Raw genomic sequence first — 18,925 nt, 5'->3', positions numbered from 1 at the left:
ATGATTCAGGAATTTATTCAAGGATTACATGACTTTCATTTCCTGCAAAATGCGTTGATTACGGCTATTGTGATTGGAGTAGTGGCCGGTGCTGTTGGATGCTTTATCATTCTGCGGGGCATGTCGCTCATGGGGGATGCCATCTCTCACGCGGTGCTGCCCGGTGTGGCTCTGTCTTATATTTTGGGGATTAATTTCTTCATCGGTGCCATTACCTTTGGCTTACTAGCTTCCATCATTATCACTTATATCAAAGGGAATTCTATTATCAAAAGTGACACGGCTATTGGGATTACTTTTTCTTCCTTCTTGGCTTTGGGGATCATTTTGATTAGCGTTGCCAAGAGTTCGACCGACCTCTTCCATATTCTCTTTGGGAATATCTTGGCGGTACAAGACCTTGATATGTGGATTAGTATTGGCGTGGGTATTTTAGTGCTGCTGCTCATTAGTATTTTCTTCAAGCAGCTTTTGCTGACCTCCTTTGACCCGCTCTTAGCCCAAGCTATGGGAATGAAGGTGAATTTTTACCACTATTTACTGATGATTCTCTTGACTCTGGTATCTGTCACAGCCATGCAAAGTGTCGGAACGATTCTGATTGTGGCCATGCTGATTACACCAGCTGCGACCGCCTATCTCTATGCCAAGAGTCTCAAGACCATGATTTTATTGTCATCTGCCTTGGGAGCTGGTGCATCTATTTTAGGCCTCTTCATCGGTTATAGTTTTAATGTTGCAGCAGGTTCTAGTATCGTTCTAACCTCTGCCCTGATCTTTTTGGTTTCATTTTTTATCGCACCAAAACAGCGGTATTTAAAAAGAAAAGTAAAATAATATATTTATGGAGGATTTCCAATGAAAAAATGTCGTTTCTTAGTTCTGCTTTTGCTGGCTTTTGTCGGCCTAGCAGCCTGCTCTAGTCAAAAAAGCAGTACCGAGACTGGTTCTTCAAAATTGAATGTTGTTGCGACCAACTCGATTATTGCGGATATTACAAAGAATATCGCTGGCGATAAGATCAATTTGCACAGCATCGTACCTGTCGGCCAAGACCCGCATGAATACGAGCCTCTGCCTGAAGATGTCAAAAAGACTTCCCAAGCGGATCTGATTTTCTACAATGGGATCAACCTAGAAACAGGTGGTAATGCTTGGTTCACAAAATTGGTAGAAAATGCTAAGAAGAAAGAAAACAAGGACTATTATGCTGTCAGCGAAGGCGTGGACGTGATTTACTTGGAAGGCCAAAGTGAAAAAGGGAAAGAAGACCCACATGCTTGGCTCAACTTGGAAAATGGAATCATCTATGCTCAAAACATTGCTAAGCGCTTGAGCGAAAAAGACCCAGCTAACAAAGAAACTTACGAGAAAAATCTTAAGGCTTATGTGGAAAAGCTAAGCGCTTTGGACAAGGAAGCTAAAGAGAAATTCAACAACATTCCTGAAGAAAAGAAAATGATTGTAACCAGCGAAGGTTGCTTCAAGTACTTCTCTAAGGCCTACAATGTGCCATCAGCCTACATTTGGGAAATCAACACTGAAGAAGAAGGGACTCCAGACCAAATTAAAACTTTGGTTGAAAAACTTCGTAAGACCAAAGTGCCATCACTCTTTGTGGAATCAAGTGTAGACGACCGTCCGATGAAGACCGTTTCTAAAGACACCAACATTCCGATCTACGCTAAAATCTTCACTGACTCTGTTGCAGAAAAAGGAGAAGAAGGAGATAGCTATTACAGCATGATGAAATACAACTTAGAAAAGATCGCAGAAGGTCTATCTAAATAATGATAAGAGGTTGGGAAGATAAAATCCTAACCTCTTTATTTCTGAAGAACAAGCTTCACATGGAGTCGCTCTCAAATTTTCGGTCAAATTATTCGAAAAAAATCACTATTCGCAGTACAATGGAGCTATCAAACATGAATGGAGACTTCCTATGACAACTTTTCTCGGAAATCCTGTAACCTTTACAGGTCAGCAACTTCAAGTCGGTGATACGGCCCACGATTTTAGCCTGACAGCTACTGACCTTTCAAAGAAAACTCTGGCTGACTTTGCTGGCAAAAAGAAAGTTCTCAGCATCGTGCCGTCTATCGATACTGGTGTTTGTTCAACTCAGACCCGTCGTTTCAATCAAGAACTCTCTGACTTGGACAATACCGTTGTTATCACGGTTTCAGTTGACTTACCTTTTGCTCAAGGCAAATGGTGTGCTGCTGAAGGCATCGAAAATGCCGTCATGCTATCTGACTACTTCGACCATTCTTTCGGTCGCGACTATGCTGTCCTCATCAATGAATGGCATCTGTTGGCTCGTGCGGTCCTAGTTTTAGACGAAAACAACACCGTGACCTACGCCGAGTACGTAGACAATATCAATACTGAGCCAGATTATGATGCAGCCATTGCAGCAGTCAAAAGTTTGTAAAGAAATATACTTTTTCAAAAATGCACTCAATTCTCCTTAAGAACTGAGTGCATTTTTATCTTCTTGACCAAAAATACAAAAAGAGAGTGGGATAGAAATCGGTAATTCGTTAGAATTCGATTTCTGTCCCACCTCCGCACACTTGAGCAGAGCTGTAAAAGCTGATGAAATCAGCGTAATAGAGCCCACTCAAGCACTGCGTCTTGCTCGACAATCTAAAGACAATTGAGAGGCTAGGACTTTTGTCCCAGCCTCTACGATTTGAAAGAGCCTGGACGGCTCTTTTACTTATTCTGAAGTTAATTCTTTCTGGGCTTCCTTGCCTTGGTCCAGCAGGGCTTGGATAATCTTTTGATCACGCAGTTTGACAGAGTTGTTGATAGTTTCTGCGGATTGGATGACGGCTGCTTCTAGCAGAGCACGTTTTTCCCGTCCCTTATCAATGGCTTCGATAATGCCTTGATTTTGTGCGACGAGGCTTTCTGCCAGCTTGGTGACAGACTCAACAGCGATAGTAGGACTTTGGGAAATCCGCTCCAGCTGAGGAATGACTTCCTTGCTGGTCTCAGCGAGCATTTGCAGGGCAGCGTTGTTAGCATTTGAAATGGCGTCAGCCACCTGACCAGACTTCATGGATTGCTGGAGAATACCTAATTGGGCAATAGACAGCTTCATTGTTGGAATGGTATTGCGACGAAGCATTCCGAGCTTTTGGCGCATATCAGAGGAAACCTTGACCAGATTACGCATTTGAGGCGTTGTCGCCCAAGCCACATAGAGACGGCTGACATATTCAGTGTGTTGCTGCTCTAAGGTATTGACCACCTCTGTCATACGAGCTAATTCTTGCGATTTGACTTGGTAGTCAACGGTTGTCATATCTAACTGGGCCACTTCATCCTGCAGTTTGAGCGCTCGATTACCAGCTTCTCGCTGAGACGCTTCGATAAAGGAAATGACTCCGACGAGATTTTCAATTGATTTGGTATTGTCCTCAATCAGCATTTCAGCAGAAACGATGTTGCGAGCCAGAACATCTTCTTGTTTGACGACTGTTGCAGCCATGCCGTCCATTTTCTGCTCAATATTTTGTGAGTCAAAATAGAATTCTTGAAGGGTATTTCGACTTTGTTTGAAGAGTTTTTCCAGGAAATTAGGCTTCTTGTCCAGTTCTGCTACTTGAGCATCCTTGTATTTTGCGACAAAGCCATTGAGTTCTTTGTTGGTGTTTTTTAAGAGCTCATCTACCTGGGGAATTTGTAATTTTTTCTGCTCGGCTAAGATACGATTGACAGTACCGTTGACCTCTTCTACAGCAGATTGGCCAAAGTCCAGCAAGGCATTTTGGTCCGATACGAAATTATCCACCAGCTGAGGGGCTTTAGCCGTAATCGCACTCTGTTGCTCAGGAGTCAGTTTTTCCAGAAAAGTTAGCTGGCCATTTTCTTGAGTCGTATTGGCCTCGATGATTTCTGTTGTTTTGTCGCTTTTGCTGATAGCATTGTTAGCAATTTTATCAATGTCAAAATTAAATTCTAGGCTCATAGTTTCTCCTTTGGTTTATCTAGCTTAAAAGCCAGTGTCTGTTTGCTTTTCTTTGTCTAAGATACGCAGGCTAATGTCAAAGTCCCTCAAATCAGCTTCATTTAACTGACGCAGCGCTTCGTCTAGGTCCAAGTCAAACTGCTCGATAGCTGCTTTGGCTTTGGCTAGCCGCTCCTCGGCATTGTAAAAATCTTTGGGAGAAGCTTTGATTTTGAGGTATCCTTCTAAAATATCTTCGTAGTGCTCCATCTGGGACTGATGAATGGCAGTCAGCTCTTCCTTGTTGTTGCTTTCGGATTGAGAAATTTTTTGAAGAATGGCCTCATGGTCAATCTGAATATTGCGAACTGTAGCGACTAATTCCGGAGCTAAGTCTTCTAGACTAGTTTTCTTAGGCTGTGCTTCTTTTTGTCTTTTCTCTTGTTCAATCTTTTGCAGTTGTTTATCAATTTCTTCGGTTACAGTAGCAATTTTAGTCTGAATGCGCTGGTAGATAGAGGCAGGGATCTCTCCCTGGAGGTTGTCGGCAACACTTTTGATATAGGTCAGCTGGGGAAGAATTTGCAGAGCTAAAGTCTGATAGGCCTCCTTCTTGCCGTATTCTTGGTAGCTTTCCAATTCTCTAATACGGCGGTCAGCCTGACCAATCTCTGCCTTTAAATCTTCAATGCGGCCGATGCTGGCTTGCTTAGCTTCAATACGAACTTTTTTCTGCTTTTGGTAGCGATAAATCCCGTAGCCAATAGCTCCTAGTATAGCCATGGGAACCAGATAACTAGCTACTATTCCAGCACCAAATACAAACACAAGTATCCAAATCCAGCTAAACCATTCCGGTTGCTGGTTAGAATCATCATTTCTCCTCGACATGAACCTTTCTCTTTCTACTCAATATGTTATCTCTATTTTAACATAAAAGCTGATTTTTGAAGGATAAAGAGTGCAATGATTTTATATATTCAGATATGTTTTTAGATTTATTGAGAATGCTTGCTTCATCAAGAAAGAGCTTTGCTTCCTTTTCCGAAAGGATGCCTTGTTTGGAAAGCAAAATTATTGTAAGTAGACAAGCAAAAATCGCAGGGTATTCCTTGCGATTCTTGTTTTATCAGTCCATTTCTGGGAAAAGTTTGGCCAGTATTTTCGGCGTGATGCTTTGTCCCGGCCCCTCAGCACAATAGGTGTGCATATACATAGAGGGGTTGAAGTTGAGCTCGATGCAGGTACAGTTGGGATTTTCTTTTGTAGAAATAGCAGAGTTGTCAGGGATGATAAGGTCAACGCCACAGGCCCAAGCTCCCATAGCTTGTGCCATGTCCGCAGCGAGTTCCTTATAAGATGAGTGCATACTTTCAGTCACATCAATCGAGTCTCCGCCAGTAGAAATATTGGAATTGCGCCGCAAGTCAACTTTGACACCAGCAGGCAGGATATCATCTGATCCGTAGCCTTGCTGGTCCAGCATAAGCAGTTCAATGTCCCCTAGTTCAATGATTTCGAGCGGTGAACGATGGTCGCGCCCGCGTAGGGGATTGTCGTTTTTGATAGCAACTAATTCTCTCACGGTGTGTTGACCGTCTCCGACCACATTAGCGGCCACGCGCAAGAGAACTGCCTCACATTGACCGTCTAAGACAAAGAAGCGGTACTCCGTTCCAGCGATAAATTCCTCCACCAAGACGGCGGCGTCTTCTGAAAAAGCAATCTCCAAAGCCTTGCGATAAGCTTCCAGACTAGCCGGTTCTTGGAAGATAGAGATGCCCAGTCCGAAGTTGGTTGACTTGGGTTTGACGACAATTTGTCGGTCCTGCATCAAAGGGTAATAGGCCAAACCTTCTTCGAGAGAAGAAAACTCTGCTCCAGCCGGAACGGGAAAATCAGCTGCTGCCAAAATCTTTTTGGTGACTGTTTTATTAGCCATGGCTAGAGGGATGATATAGTTATCCTTGGAGGTCATGTTGCCGTTCTTGACATACTCTACATGCTGACCATGCCAGAGTTTGAGAAATTGGTCATTTTCATCTAAGATTTCGAGATGAAGGCCTTTCTGGAGAGCGTCAAACATCAGCATTTGAGTGGAAAGCTCCATCTTTTCATAGCCCTTGAGAGCGTAGGGCGCAGTCCAGGCGTAATCTCGATATTCCTGTGCTTTTGCAAGTCCAAAAGCTGAGAGGGAATTTTTCACAATATGAGGCAATAATTGCCCTGCCAGAGTCAGTTTGGGGTCAGCCAGTGTAGCTCTGACTTGTGCTAGTAATTGCCGATAGGCGTCAGGGAGATTGAAATGCTGGATCACATTTTCCATAGCTTGGAGAATAGCAGAGCTGTCGGCCTCTGCGGGTAGAGGAGTCAAGGGGTGAGCCAGAGCAATAGCATCGTTGAGAGCATAGGAAGCTTGTAGCTGCGCATCGCTATCTGTCACATCATCTAGCCACAAGAGAGCCAAGAGAAAGAGATGGACTGTGTCCAAGGTTTCTTGACTGATGCCCAAGACATCAAATGGATTGAGGTCGAAACAGCGCAGCTCCAAGTAAGTAATGCCTTGTTCTAGGTAATCTCGATTTCGTTTTTGACCGCGAAAGCGTACGGGCGAGTAAAATTCCTTTTCTGCACTTAAGTCACCAGACTTGACATAGGCCTCGATGTCTGAGACATAGCTTTCCAGCGAGCTAAATGAGACATGGACATGCTCCTCATTGACATATCCATGATGGCTATTGCGGAGTGAACGGACAGGAGCCTCAACTTGCTTGTCGTAAAAGCCAGCTTCTGCCAGTGGAGCTGCACCATAAAGATAGGTCAAGAACCAGCGGAAACGGAGGAAATTACGAGCCAATTTGAGATAGAGAGCATTTTTAAAATCTTTGAGGGAGGTGAAGTCACTAGCCTCAAAGAGGGCTGTCATCAAATCTTTTCCTAGCTCGATATTGTAATGAATGCCGGAAATGGTCTGGAGTCGCTTGCCATACTTCTCCGCTAAACCTTGACGATAACGGAGTTCGTAGGCATTCTCGAGGTGGGCAATCTCAATCTCGTCTTCTCGGAGCTGGGGAGGCATGGACAAGGGCCACATGAGTTCTTCTCGCGAGATGGAGCGTCCAGTCACATCAGTAATGGCACCCAGCAGGCGATGAGCCTCCTGAGTTGAAGAGGCAATGGGCGTAATCAATTCGAGCTGTTGCTCGCTAAAATCTGTCTGGATATAGGGATGAAAAGTCCGAGAGCCCAAAGAGCTGGGATGAGGAGTTGATGCCAGTGTCCCTGCCTCTGTCACGCGCAGGGATTCTCTTTCCAGTCCAAAAGTCGCCTGTAAGATCGGGCTGGCAGGGTCTAGCTTTTCGAGTAAACGATCAATAGTCATCATGTTTTTCCGTCCTTAATATGGTACTTTCAGTCTATTATAAAAAAGGTCAGAAAACAACTATTCACTACGGTTCTGAGAGATTTCCGAACTTTTCTTGGCGTTTTGTGGAATTATTTCAGGAAAATAGAAATTTTAGAAAAGAGTAATTCGCTTTTAAAAGCGAAAATCCAAATTCAAAAGTCGCCCAATCTTGAAAAAAAATCAAAATTCTCTTATAATAAAGTGTAAGATACGTTTGCAGGTGAAACTCCTGCCTTGTAGATTAAGAAAGGAAGAGCTCTCGCAGCTCAGACGAAATTATGACATCAGTTGTTGTTGTAGGAACCCAATGGGGAGATGAAGGAAAAGGGAAAATTACGGATTTCCTTTCGGCCAATGCTGAAGTGATTGCCCGCTACCAAGGCGGTGATAATGCTGGACATACGATTGTGATTAACGGGAAAAAATATAAATTGCACTTGATTCCGTCAGGAATTTTCTTCCCAGAAAAGATCTCAGTGATTGGAAATGGAATGGTGGTCAATCCTAAATCTCTGGTCAAGGAGTTGGCTTATCTGCACCAAGAAGGTGTTACTACAGATAATTTGCGTATTTCAGACCGTGCCCATGTCATTCTGCCTTATCATATCGAGCTGGATCGCCTGCAAGAGGAAGCTAAAGGAGACAATAAAATTGGTACGACGATCAAGGGAATCGGCCCTGCCTACATGGACAAGGCTGCGCGTGTTGGTATCCGTATCGCAGACCTCTTGGATAAAGACATTTTCAGAGAGCGCTTGGAGCGTAATCTAGCTGAGAAAAATCGTCTCTTTGAGAAATTGTACGATAGCCAAGCTATGAACATTGACGATATTTTTGAAGAATACTATGAATACGGTCAGCAAATCAAGCAGTATGTGACTGACACATCTGTCATCCTCAATGACGCTCTGGATCAAGGCAAGCGTGTCCTCTTTGAAGGGGCTCAAGGCGTTATGCTGGATATTGACCAAGGTACCTATCCATTTGTAACTTCGTCTAACCCAGTTGCTGGTGGGGTGACGATTGGTTCAGGTGTTGGTCCGAGCAAAATTGACAAGGTTGTTGGTGTCTGCAAGGCCTATACTAGCCGTGTCGGTGATGGACCATTCCCAACAGAGCTTTTTGATGAAGTGGGCGAACGCATTCGCGAAGTGGGTCATGAATACGGTACAACGACTGGCCGTCCACGTCGTGTGGGCTGGTTTGACTCCGTTGTGATGCGTCACAGCCGCCGCGTATCAGGAATTACCAACCTTTCTCTCAACTCCATTGACGTTTTGAGTGGTCTGGATACAGTCAAAGTCTGCGTGGCTTACGATTTGGATGGGGAGCGAATCGATCACTATCCAGCAAGTCTGGAGCAGCTCAAACGCTGCAAGCCAATTTATGAAGAATTGCCAGGTTGGTCAGAAGACATCACTGGTGTCCGCAGCCTAGAAGACCTACCGGAAAATGCCCGCAATTATGTTCGTCGTGTCAGCGAGCTGGTTGGAGTCCGCATTTCGACCTTCTCAGTCGGACCAGGTCGCGAGCAAACCAATATCTTGGAAAGTGTTTGGTCAAGTTTATAAGCAAATGAAGACAAGAGAGTAGGACAGAAATCGGTAATTCGTTAGAATTCGATTTCGTCGTCCCACCTCTGCACAGTTGAGTAAGGCTCTAAAAGCTGATGAAATCAGCCTAGTAGAGCCCACTCAACCACTGCGTCTTGCTCGACAATCAAAAGACAATTGAGAGGCTAGGACTTTTGTCCCAGCCTCTTTTGGAAAACAGAAAGAGGAAAAAATGTATCAAACGATTTTATTTGACCTAGACGGTACCTTGACCAATTCAGAACTAGGGATTACTAACTCGGTGGCCTATGCCTTAGGAAAATATGGGATTGAAGTGCCAGACAAGAAAGCATTAAGAGTTTTTATCGGTCCGCCCTTGCAGGATTCTTTTGAGCGCTTTTATGGATTTTCTAAGGAAGAATGTTTAAAGGCCATTGACTACTATCATGAGTACTTTTCTGAAAAAGGCCTTTCTGAAAATGAGGTCTATCCAGGTATCCCTGACTTGTTGGCTTCTCTCAAGCAGGCTGGCAAACAGTTGATTGTAGCTACGTCAAAACCTGAAGAATTTTCCATTCAAATTCTCAAACATTTTGGTTTATATGACTATTTTGACTTTGTCGCTGGCGCGACCATGGACAGAAAACGTAGTAAAAAAAGCGATGTTATCCAGTATGCCTTAGAACAAAATCAGATTACAGACTTGGCGCATACCATCATGATTGGAGACAGGGAGCATGATGTGCTTGGCGCTCAGGCGCAAAAGATTGATTCTATCGGTGTCCTTTATGGCTTTGGTAGCAGGGAAGAATTGGAAGAAGCCGGCGCCACCTATATTGCCCAAGAAGTTAGCGATATTGCAGCTTTTATAGGCTAATCTTTTAGAGATTCTTGATTTACTATTTCAATAAATGTATAATAGTTATAATTAAATTGCACAGATAAAAAAGTGACGATGTGAATTTGTCACGATATCTATTAGAATCTGCACTTTTCTATTTTGATAGGTGATGATTATGAGAAATATTTACAAGTACATTGATAAGAAGTACCTTTTTCCTATTTTTCTAGGGCGTATTGTGAATAGTGGTTTGGTGTTGGCGCAACCTCTGATTTTAACAAAGGCTTTGAAGTTGGATCAAGACGGCCTTTCTTATGAAAAGATTCTCAATTTTGCTTTATTTGGTTTGTCTGTCTATCTTGTTATCTATAGTCTGATGCTGTTTTCAAACCATTCGCACAATATCTTTCGAAGGGAAATTAACAAAAGTGTCCGTGCTCTTTTATTTAAAAAGGTCATATTGAATCCTAAATTTTCCAATGATGAAAAAGTTAGTCTGCTAACTCAAGATATGGAATATGTGGGTGATAATTATTTAGAAAATATAAATGTTATGGTGAGTTGGGGATTTGTAGCCCTTGTCACAGCCATTTACATTGTTTCACAAAATTTTCTCTTAGGACTTATTTTTGTGATTTTTACGATTATGAGACCAATTCCTCAGTTCATCATGAATCGTCGTTTACAAGATTCAGGAGACAGCTGGTCCAAACTTAGAACAAAATTACATGGGCTTGTCTCAGATAGTATGCAAGGCAGCCAAACCTTACGGATTAATCAGGCCATGAAGCTGAATGAAGAGCGAGTGAATGATTTAAACGGAGAATATCAAAGAGCCATCCAAAGATTTTGTTTTACACATAATATTATTTTTTTCTTTAATGGTTTTATGATCTTTTTTAGTCAGGTTGTTCCTCTTGCTTTAGGCTTTTATTTGAGTTTGCAGGGGAATTCTATTTCCATCACAAGCCTTATTTCTATGTATGTGGCTGCGGGGATGCTGGTCGAACCGATTCAAACTCTGATGTACAGTGCAGCCAATCTCCAAGGTGCCCTACCAACTGCGAACCGCCTGTTTAAAATTATCGAAGAAGAACCTGATTTTGAAGAGACAAGGGATCAATTTGTCGAAAATCTTGAATCTTTGCGATTAAATCATATTTCAAAAAGCTTTGCTGGACGTCAACTTTTTTCTGATTTGACGGCGACGATTTCAGTAGGTCAGAAGGTCTTAATCAAAGGGCCGAGTGGGTCTGGTAAGACGACTCTTTTTCGCTTGATTTTAGGAGAAGAAGTATGTGATGAGGGAGACATTTTCGTTCAGTATAATGGCAATCAGATAACGAGTCATTTCCAAAGGAATATCGGTTTAATTAGTCAGCATCCCTTCCTGTTTAACGATACTATCCGCTATAATCTAACTTTTGGTCAGCCTTTTCAGGATCATGAATTATTGGAGGTATTGGGCCGAGTTGGCTTAATAGATGAATTTCAGGATATTTTGAATGTAGAGATTCATAATAATGGTGAAAACATTTCAGGAGGTCAACGTGTCAGATTGGAATTAGCTCGTTTTCTCTTACGTGAGAAGGATATTTTATTAGCGGACGAAGTGACATCAGCTTTGGATGAAAAAAATAGTCGTCTGGTTAGAGACCTGATCTTTTCTTTACCGATCACTGTGCTGGAAATAGCCCATCATATTGATGAAGAAGAGCGCTATGACCAAATCCTTGAGTTACGTAAAGGATGAGTGATGTCACAATAGTTGTTTCTGCGACAAAGAGTAGTAAGCCAGCAATTTGTCTGATATTTTTGAGATTCTAAGTGGCGATATTTCCAAAATCATCAATACTCAGAGAGCTTAAGCTTTATTTAAGATAGGCCAGCTATACTAGAAGCATGAACAAAGACCTCCTAACTTTGTTTAAACCTCCTAAACTTTTTCATAATAATCTCCCATAAGAGTCGCCCAATCGGCGGCTTTTTTGTGAGTTATAAGCTGCCTGTGGTATAATGAACAAAGGAACTGAAAGGAAGAGGGAAGAGATGGACTACACGATAGAGGAAAAAGAAATGTTTATGAGGGAAGCTCTGAAGGAGGCAGAGATTGCCCTTGCCAATGATGAAATACCGATTGGTTGTGTCTTGGTCAAGGATGGTCAGATTATCGGACGCGGGCATAATGCGCGTGAGGAGTTGCAGCGGGCAGTCATGCATGCGGAAATCATGGCCATTGAAGAGGCCAATCAGCAGGAAAATAGCTGGCGTCTGCTGGATACGACGCTTTTTGTCACGATTGAGCCCTGCGTCATGTGCAGTGGCGCCATCGGCTTGGCTCGAATTCCCAAGGTGATCTATGGGGCGAAAAATCAGAAATTTGGGGCTGGGGGTAGTCTCTACGATATTCTGACGGATGAGCGGTTGAATCATCGCGTAGAGGTTGAAAGCGGCCTTTTAGAAGAAGAATGTGCGGCGATTATGCAGAACTTTTTCAGAAATCGTAGGAAAAAGTAAAGAAAATTAGCCAAAAAAGAAAGTTTGTGTTATACTAATTAGTGGAGCAACAGTTCTGCGTGAAGCGGGTCAGGGGAGGAATCCAGCAGCCCTAAGCGAAGTGAACTGTGTGCTCTTTTTCTATGCCTCTTAACGAATCAACTCCGAAGGAGGAAGATGAGTTTAGAGACATTGACGTAGTTTGAGCGAAGCGAGAACTAGGTTCCAATGTTGAATCAATCAAGCCTAAAGGACGCTGAAAATCTCAACTTGCTCATGAAATTGGGGGCAGGAATTTTCTGGTAAAAATAGCAGATTGCGCAAACGATTGCGTTCGCTTCTGGTCTAGGATTTGCAAAATTGTAAAAAATTAACAAAATTTTATATTAAAGCGTTTTCATTGAAGGAATTACTTGCTAAAAAAGTATGAAAGCGATATGATAGAGTGGAAGAAAAAATGGAGGAATATCATGTCACATATTAAATTTGATTATTCAAAAGTTTTAGATAAATTTGTTGCCCCACATGAAGTGGAATACATGCAAGCACAAGTAACTGCAGCAGACGAATTGATCCGCAAAGGAACAGGTGCTGGTAGCGACTTCCTAGGTTGGTTGGACCTTCCTGAAAACTATGATCGTGAAGAATTTGACCGCATTTTGAAGGCTGCAGAGCAAATCAAGTCAGACAGCGATGTCTTGGTTGTGATCGGTATCGGTGGATCTTACCTCGGTGCCAAAGCAGCTATCGACTTCTTGAACCACCACTTTGCAAACTTGCAAACAAAAGAAGAGCGCAAGGCCCCACAAATCCTTTATGCTGGGAACTCAATCTCCTCTACTTACCTTGCTGACTTGGTAGAGTACGTAGCAGACAAAGACTTCTCAGTAAACGTGATTTCTAAATCAGGTACAACAACTGAACCAGCGATTGCTTTCCGTGTCTTCAAAGAACTCTTGATTAAGAAATATGGCCAAGAAGAAGCCAACAAACGGATCTATGCAACAACTGACCGCGTCAAAGGTGCTGTGAAAGTTGAAGCAGATGCCAACGGTTGGGAAACATTTGTGGTTCCAGATGACATCGGTGGACGTTTCTCAGTCTTGACAGCAGTTGGTTTGCTTCCAATCGCTGCATCAGGTGCTGACATCAAAGCCCTTATGGAAGGTGCTAACGCAGCTCGTAAAGATTATACTTCAGACAAGATTGCTGAAAATGAAGCTTACCAATACGCAGCCGTTCGTAACATCCTTTACCGCAAAGGCTATGCAACTGAAATCTTGGTAAACTACGAGCCATCACTTCAATACTTCTCAGAATGGTGGAAACAATTGGCTGGTGAATCAGAAGGGAAAGACCAAAAAGGTATCTACCCAACTTCAGCTAACTTCTCAACTGACTTGCACTCACTTGGTCAATTTATCCAAGAAGGAACTCGTATCATGTTTGAAACTGTTGTCCGTGTTGACAAACCACGTAAGAACGTGATTATTCCTACTTTGGAAGAAGACCTTGACGGACTCGGTTACCTTCAAGGTAAAGACGTTGACTTTGTAAACAAAAAAGCGACTGACGGTGTTCTTCTTGCCCACACAGACGGTGACGTACCAAACATGTATATAACCCTTCCTGAGCAAGATGCCTTCACTCTTGGCTATACCATCTACTTCTTCGAATTAGCAATCGCTCTTTCAGGCTACTTGAATGCCATCAACCCATTCGACCAACCAGGTGTTGAAGCTTACAAGAAAAATATGTTTGCTTTGCTGGGCAAACCAGGCTTTGAAGAGCTTGGTGCAGAATTGAATGCACGCCTATAATGCAGCATGGAACCTTCCTTCGGGGAGGTTTTTTGCTCTTTTAAAAATCAACTGCTAGCCTGCTTTGTTAGCCAGCTCGCTATCTGGGTTTTTCACTTATTTATCCACTCAGCGATGGTTTTCCTTTCCCTGATTATATGTTACAATCAGAGAAGATGCAGTAGCAATGTGATAGACTTTTATCTAGAAAATTGAGTTTGCTGCTATTTGGACGCTTCTAGAAAAGCAGAGGACCAAGATTGGAAAGGAGTTCGGATGAAGTTATTATTGGCTGAAAAGGTGAAACAAAAATAGTCATATATAGTTGGTTTCGTGGGCACGGACGAGAGTTCGTGCCTTTTTGCTTGTGTGCTTTCAAGCTAAGCCGGTTCAAAATATGATATACTGGAATAAAGTTATATTAGTATAGCAAGCTTCATGGTGCATACAATCGCTGGATATTGTTCAGTATGAATGGTATAGAAAAGAGAATAGTAGCATTCAGCGAAGAGGCATTGTGAACTGTTAATAGAGTCGTCTTTTCAATGATAGAATAGTCAATAGATGAGGAGGAGTTATGGGAAAGAGAAATCTGGAAGCTTTGAGGCAGAAACATCAATCGAAATTCAAGAAGGATCAAACGAAAAAGCCAGCCAATAGCCAATCATCCTTTCTATCCAAATGGAAAACCAAGGAAGACAAACATATCAAACCATCTGCTGGACTGAAAGAAGTGCAGGGAGGACCAAAAGAAAATCATCCTCGTCCTTCTGTTTCGTCTCCATCAAAAGTGGTCTTTCCAATAGAGAGCTCAAGCAATGAGCCGTCTGCTGTCTCTTCGATAGAGGATAAAAATGGCTATGGGGCTAAAACAAGTCCTCAAGACCAGCCGGTGTTTTCTGAGCAGTTAGCAGGAGTTCAGCAGGTAAAGGAGCCTCTGTCGCTTCTATCACAGAATTTGTTGGAATTAAAGCAGAGAGAGCTGAAGCGTCTCATTTCTAGTTTAGAATCACTGAAAGCTAAAAAACAAAATCAAGTCTTTCGTGGAAATCAAGCTAGCCAGCCGATGTCAGGCCTTATAACGGAAGCAAAACAGGTAAAGCTTTCTCCGCGAATAAGCGCTAATGAGCTTGCTAGAGAGATAGATAAAGTAGAGTTTAAGAAGAAAAAACTAGGAATCTTTTCTAAGATAAGGGTGATGCTACTTTCTAGTTTGGGGATTATGGCTTTTTTGGCTCAGACTGGAAAAACATGGCTAGAGATGGAAAAGGCAAGAGATAAAGAAAAAGCTGCAGCTATTTCTCGTATGTTAGACTCATATGGAAAGAATCAGGATTTAAAATCTGCTAATCGTCCAGAATGGATTGCTAAAAAAGAAGAGTATCAGTTTCATCTTACCTATGATGATGTCACTTCTTTGTTCTCAGACTTCACTTCATCGGTTCCAAATCTGACAAAGGTCGACGAGGTGGTTGCAAAGTTAGGGAAAGCTGAGTCTGGTAGGGAAACGAACCAAGATGACCTAATTAAGACGATAGCTTTAAACTATTCACAAGCAGGGACGGAAGCGAAAGTTAACCTCTCTTTTAAGAGCTATCTTGGTCCTTCTGAAACTCCTAAGTTGCAGTCCCTAAAATGTACGCATCTCAGTAGTGCGCATCTACCAAACCGAAATGCTCAACTCACTCGTCAAGAACTTGCTGGTATAGAGAAAGGAAAGACCTACCAAGAGATTGTCAGTCAGTTGGGACTTCCAGAGCGCCTTGATTGGAATGGGGGAATCTTGGGCAATGCTACTCTATCGATTTATTACCGTTTAGAGGATGGGCAGGAGGTCGGTTTTTCTTTTGAAAATAAAAACTCTCAAAGCTACCAATTGACAGAGAGTTCAGGTTTGGAAAGTGAAGCGGGAGATGCAGGTGCTTAGTAGCACTTGCCTAGCAGGAGAATCAGCCGTTTGTAGAAAGGGAATGAGCAATCAAGTTTTTAGTTGATAGGTGAAAAGGTGAAAGATAGAAATTTAGAAGCATTGAGGCGGGAACATAAATCCAAGTTTAAAGCCAGAAACACTTCGTCGATCAAGAATCAGCGGGAACGGGGAGGAGTTGCCCTCGAACAGACAAAGGCTTTATCCAAACCAATTCATAAAACGAAGTCTAGGAAACTAAAGGTATCACAAAAATCCCCTTTTTTCAGGGTAGTGAGTGCTGTCGCCCTGCTAGGTGTTGTGATAGGACTACTCGTCCTAATTGGGAATTGGACAAATTCTCACCGAAAGAATGAGTTCATAAGCACAGAATCAAAATATACTTCTCCAAATGCTGAAGTTTTGGATTGGGAACCAAGGGATTTTATAAAGTATGAGATTGAAGAGGACGAGGATAAAAATATGACAGTGTCCGATTTTGTTCGCCAACATGGTTTAGCTAAAAGCAGCGATGAAACGGTGATTGGCAAGAAGGATAAATTATTATCACTGATCTATGATTTGAAGGGAGGAGGCTTTGCCGTCTTTCAATTCTGGGATTTTGGTTCAGGTCTACATCTTACCAGCATAGCTTATAATATTTATCAAAATGAGGATTTGACGGGGGAACGGCTTTCCTTCCTTAAGGGAATGACGTCAGATGAAGAAAATGGCATCACTGATCTAGAAGTGATAGAACATTTGGGACTTTCCAACAACTACTACAAAGCAGTGGTGAAAGGATATTACAGTATGTCTATGGGCTATAGGGCAGAGGATAAAACCTTCTTCCATTTAAACTTTGTCAAGGGCAAGGACGGACAATTTCATTTGAATAAAGTTCAAGAGTCTAAATAGCATACTAGTTGCTAATAAAGTCCTAACTGTATAACCGAATTGTGTTATAATAGAGAAATAAAAGAGATAGGAGAGGGACTTTCCTCTCCCAACAAAGAATAGAAAGAACAAAGAGGTGACGCCATGTCTGCTACGAAAATGAATGCTCAAGAAATCATCAAATTTATCGCTGATGCCAAGAAAAAAACTCCTGTCAAGGTAACCTTTGATGGAGAATTGCACGGATCGATTCCTTGGTCTGTTGTGAAGCTAGGCAATGTTCTTTTTGGAGATTGGGAAGAAATCAAGCCACTCCTAGCGAACTTAGAGGAAAATAAGACCTATGTCGTAGAGCAGGATGCCCGCAACTCAGCGGTGCCGCTTTTGGACAAGCGTGACATCAATGCCCGCATTGAGCCGGGCGCTACTATCCGTGACCAAGTCGAAATTGGTGATAATGCTGTCATCATGATGGGGGCAGTCATCAATATCGGCGCAGAAATTGGTGCTGGGACCATGATTGATATGGGTGCTATTCTGGGCGGCCGAGCTATTGTCGGCAAAAACAGTCATATCGGTGCTGGTGCGGTTCTGGCGGGAGTCATTGAGCCGGCTAGTGCTGAGCAAGTTCGGGTTGGCGATAACGTGCTGATTGGTGCCAATGCGGTTGTGATTGAAGGTGTACAAATTGGCAGTGGTTCCGTTGTTGCGGCCGGTGCGATTGTGACCCAGGATGTTCCGGAAAACGTAGTGGTTGCTGGCGTTCCGGCACGAGTCATCAAGACCATTGACGAGAAGACCCAGCAGAAGACAGCTCTGGAAGATGCTCTGCGTACTCTTTAAAAATAACATAAATTTGAATTGATTGGGTGTGGCCCAACGCTCTGACTGGTCTGACAAGATTTTAAAGGAAAGAAATAATGCTTGATTATCTGAAAATTCGCCGTGATTTGCACCAGATACCAGAAATCGGTCTGGAAGAATACAAGACCCATACTTACTTGATGCAGGTCATTGATGGACTGACAGCAGGTCTAGACTTTGTGGAAATCCGAACTTGGCGGACGGGTATTTTGGTCTTTATCAAGGGAAGTTCACCGGATAAGACGATTGGCTGGCGAACAGATATTGATGGTCTTCCGATTGTGGAGGATACAGGACTGGACTTTGCCAGTACCCATGAGGGCCGGATGCATGCCTGCGGACACGATATGCATATGACTGTTGCCCTAGGCCTGCTGGAACAAGCTGTGAGCACTCAGCCTACCCACAATCTGCTCTTTCTCTTTCAGCCTGCAGAGGAAAATGAAGCTGGCGGTATGCTTATGTATGAAGACGGTGCCTTTGGCGACTGGCTGCCAGATGAATTTTACGGTCTTCATGTGCGACCGGACCTTAAGGTCGGCGATATTGCCACTAACAGAGGAACCCTCTTTGCTGGGACCTGTGAAGTTAAGCTGACTTTTAAGGGAAAGGGCGGTCATGCGGCTTTTCCTCATGAAGCCAATGATGCTTTGGTGGCAGCTAGCTACTTTATCACCCAGGTGCAGACCATTGTCAGTCGCAATGTCGATCCGATCGAGGGAGCGGTTGTGACCTTTGGTTCGCTCCATGCTGGCACGACCAACAATGTCATCGCAGAAACGGCCTTTCTGCATGGCACCATTCGGACTCTGACTCAGGAAATGAACCTCTTGACTCAGAAGCGCTTACGGGAAATAGCAGAGGGCATAGCCCAAAGTTTCGATCTGGAATTGGACTTGGAGCTTAAACAAGGCGGCTATCTGCCTGTGGAAAATCATCCTAGTCTGACAGACGAATTGATGGACTTTTTCCAGAAGGAAGAAGGAGTACAGCTGATTGATATTGCGCCGGCTATGACAGGCGAGGACTTTGGCTATCTGCTCAGCAAGGTCAAGGGCGTCATGTTCTGGCTGGGAGTGGACAGTCCCTATGCCCTCCATCATCCCAAGATGACACCAGACGAGGCAGCCCTGCCCTTTGCTATTGAAAAGATTGGGAAATTCCTAGATTATAAAATCAACGAAAGATAAAGAAAGGTTGGACGA

Annotated in this window: 15 protein-coding genes and 1 other RNA gene; 13 read left to right on the top strand and 3 right to left on the bottom strand. The window is 43.1% G+C overall.

The window, feature by feature from the left end:
* The 3 genes from FXF62_RS09970 to tpx all read left to right on the top strand — a co-directional run bounded on the left by FXF62_RS09970 (nucleotide 1) and on the right by tpx (nucleotide 2,434).
* Nucleotides 1-837 (top strand): metal ABC transporter permease, encoded by an 837-nt coding sequence (locus tag FXF62_RS09970; RefSeq protein ID WP_316578652.1) that lies wholly within the window; start codon nucleotides 1-3, stop codon nucleotides 835-837.
* Between the two features lie 21 nt (nucleotides 838-858).
* Nucleotides 859-1,791: a metal ABC transporter substrate-binding lipoprotein/adhesin ScbA gene (scbA, locus tag FXF62_RS09965; RefSeq protein ID WP_045500328.1), complete on the top strand. Its 933-nt coding sequence runs from the start codon at nucleotides 859-861 to the stop codon at nucleotides 1,789-1,791.
* A 151-nt stretch (nucleotides 1,792-1,942) separates the two neighbouring features.
* Nucleotides 1,943-2,434, top strand: a complete 492-nt coding sequence (gene tpx / locus FXF62_RS09960; RefSeq protein WP_048766040.1) for a thiol peroxidase — start codon at nucleotides 1,943-1,945, stop codon at nucleotides 2,432-2,434.
* A 288-nt stretch (nucleotides 2,435-2,722) separates the two neighbouring features.
* Here the strand turns inward: tpx and FXF62_RS09955 are convergent, their stop codons facing one another.
* The 3 genes from FXF62_RS09955 to gshAB all read right to left on the bottom strand — a co-directional run bounded on the left by FXF62_RS09955 (nucleotide 2,723) and on the right by gshAB (nucleotide 7,340).
* A complete protein-coding gene (locus tag FXF62_RS09955) occupies nucleotides 2,723-3,979 on the bottom strand; it encodes a toxic anion resistance protein (protein ID WP_149518615.1) in 1,257 nt (418 codons plus the stop codon).
* A gap of 24 nt (nucleotides 3,980-4,003) precedes the next feature.
* On the bottom strand, nucleotides 4,004-4,849 hold the full coding sequence (locus tag FXF62_RS09950; protein WP_149518614.1) for a hypothetical protein: 846 nt from the start codon (nucleotides 4,847-4,849) through the stop codon (nucleotides 4,004-4,006).
* Nucleotides 4,850-5,087: 238 nt separating this feature from the next.
* A complete protein-coding gene (gene gshAB, locus FXF62_RS09945; protein ID WP_187984267.1) occupies nucleotides 5,088-7,340 on the bottom strand; it encodes a bifunctional glutamate--cysteine ligase GshA/glutathione synthetase GshB in 2,253 nt (750 codons plus the stop codon).
* A gap of 302 nt (nucleotides 7,341-7,642) precedes the next feature.
* On the opposite strand from gshAB, the gene FXF62_RS09940 reads away from it, so the two are divergent.
* From FXF62_RS09940 to FXF62_RS09895, 10 genes are all read left to right on the top strand, one after another.
* Nucleotides 7,643-8,935: an adenylosuccinate synthase gene (locus FXF62_RS09940; protein ID WP_149518612.1), complete on the top strand. Its 1,293-nt coding sequence runs from the start codon at nucleotides 7,643-7,645 to the stop codon at nucleotides 8,933-8,935.
* 214 nt (nucleotides 8,936-9,149) lie between these two features.
* Nucleotides 9,150-9,794: an HAD family hydrolase gene (locus tag FXF62_RS09935; protein WP_149518611.1), complete on the top strand. Its 645-nt coding sequence runs from the start codon at nucleotides 9,150-9,152 to the stop codon at nucleotides 9,792-9,794.
* Between the two features lie 139 nt (nucleotides 9,795-9,933).
* Entirely contained in the window at nucleotides 9,934-11,511 is a 1,578-nt protein-coding gene (locus tag FXF62_RS09930; protein WP_149518610.1) for an ATP-binding cassette domain-containing protein, read from the top strand.
* A 296-nt stretch (nucleotides 11,512-11,807) separates the two neighbouring features.
* Nucleotides 11,808-12,275: a tRNA adenosine(34) deaminase TadA gene (gene tadA / locus FXF62_RS09925; RefSeq protein WP_187423890.1), complete on the top strand. Its 468-nt coding sequence runs from the start codon at nucleotides 11,808-11,810 to the stop codon at nucleotides 12,273-12,275.
* Between the two features lie 38 nt (nucleotides 12,276-12,313).
* Nucleotides 12,314-12,399, top strand: an RNA gene (gene ffs, locus FXF62_RS09920) — signal recognition particle sRNA small type.
* A gap of 325 nt (nucleotides 12,400-12,724) precedes the next feature.
* Entirely contained in the window at nucleotides 12,725-14,074 is a 1,350-nt protein-coding gene (locus tag FXF62_RS09915) for a glucose-6-phosphate isomerase (protein ID WP_149518608.1), read from the top strand.
* Between the two features lie 556 nt (nucleotides 14,075-14,630).
* The gene (locus FXF62_RS09910; protein ID WP_149518607.1) at nucleotides 14,631-15,980 is read left to right on the top strand and encodes a hypothetical protein; all 1,350 of its coding nucleotides are present in this window, start codon (nucleotides 14,631-14,633) and stop codon (nucleotides 15,978-15,980) included.
* Nucleotides 15,981-16,058: 78 nt separating this feature from the next.
* On the top strand, nucleotides 16,059-16,877 hold the full coding sequence (locus tag FXF62_RS09905) for a hypothetical protein (RefSeq protein WP_149518606.1): 819 nt from the start codon (nucleotides 16,059-16,061) through the stop codon (nucleotides 16,875-16,877).
* 123 nt (nucleotides 16,878-17,000) lie between these two features.
* Nucleotides 17,001-17,699, top strand: a complete 699-nt coding sequence (gene dapD / locus FXF62_RS09900; protein WP_149518605.1) for a 2,3,4,5-tetrahydropyridine-2,6-dicarboxylate N-acetyltransferase — start codon at nucleotides 17,001-17,003, stop codon at nucleotides 17,697-17,699.
* 77 nt (nucleotides 17,700-17,776) lie between these two features.
* Nucleotides 17,777-18,910 carry an N-acetyldiaminopimelate deacetylase gene (locus FXF62_RS09895; protein ID WP_149518604.1) on the top strand — a complete coding sequence of 378 codons (1,134 nt, stop codon included), beginning with the start codon at nucleotides 17,777-17,779 and terminating at the stop codon, nucleotides 18,908-18,910.
* The last annotated feature ends 15 nt before the right edge of the window (nucleotides 18,911-18,925 follow it).

Source organism: Streptococcus cristatus (genome assembly GCF_008369405.1).
In the GTDB taxonomy this organism is placed as follows: Bacteria; Bacillota; Bacilli; order Lactobacillales; family Streptococcaceae; genus Streptococcus; species Streptococcus cristatus_G.
Note: the sequence above shows the minus strand (reverse complement) of the source record. Positions and strands in the feature narration are given on the sequence as shown.

Excerpts from the sequence above, each read along its gene's own strand:
- FXF62_RS09970 (WP_316578652.1), top strand. The coding sequence starts at position 1 with ATGATTCAGGAATTTATTCAAGGATTACATGACTTTCATTTCCTGCAA.
- scbA (WP_045500328.1), top strand. The coding sequence starts at position 859 with ATGAAAAAATGTCGTTTCTTAGTTCTGCTTTTGCTGGCTTTTGTCGGC.
- tpx (WP_048766040.1), top strand. The coding sequence starts at position 1,943 with ATGACAACTTTTCTCGGAAATCCTGTAACCTTTACAGGTCAGCAACTT.
- FXF62_RS09955 (WP_149518615.1), bottom strand. The coding sequence starts at position 3,979 with ATGAGCCTAGAATTTAATTTTGACATTGATAAAATTGCTAACAATGCT.
- FXF62_RS09950 (WP_149518614.1), bottom strand. The coding sequence starts at position 4,849 with ATGTCGAGGAGAAATGATGATTCTAACCAGCAACCGGAATGGTTTAGC.
- gshAB (WP_187984267.1), bottom strand. The coding sequence starts at position 7,340 with ATGACTATTGATCGTTTACTCGAAAAGCTAGACCCTGCCAGCCCGATC.
- FXF62_RS09940 (WP_149518612.1), top strand. The coding sequence starts at position 7,643 with ATGACATCAGTTGTTGTTGTAGGAACCCAATGGGGAGATGAAGGAAAA.
- FXF62_RS09935 (WP_149518611.1), top strand. The coding sequence starts at position 9,150 with ATGTATCAAACGATTTTATTTGACCTAGACGGTACCTTGACCAATTCA.
- FXF62_RS09930 (WP_149518610.1), top strand. The coding sequence starts at position 9,934 with ATGAGAAATATTTACAAGTACATTGATAAGAAGTACCTTTTTCCTATT.
- tadA (WP_187423890.1), top strand. The coding sequence starts at position 11,808 with ATGGACTACACGATAGAGGAAAAAGAAATGTTTATGAGGGAAGCTCTG.
- FXF62_RS09915 (WP_149518608.1), top strand. The coding sequence starts at position 12,725 with ATGTCACATATTAAATTTGATTATTCAAAAGTTTTAGATAAATTTGTT.
- FXF62_RS09910 (WP_149518607.1), top strand. The coding sequence starts at position 14,631 with ATGGGAAAGAGAAATCTGGAAGCTTTGAGGCAGAAACATCAATCGAAA.
- dapD (WP_149518605.1), top strand. The coding sequence starts at position 17,001 with ATGTCTGCTACGAAAATGAATGCTCAAGAAATCATCAAATTTATCGCT.
- FXF62_RS09895 (WP_149518604.1), top strand. The coding sequence starts at position 17,777 with ATGCTTGATTATCTGAAAATTCGCCGTGATTTGCACCAGATACCAGAA.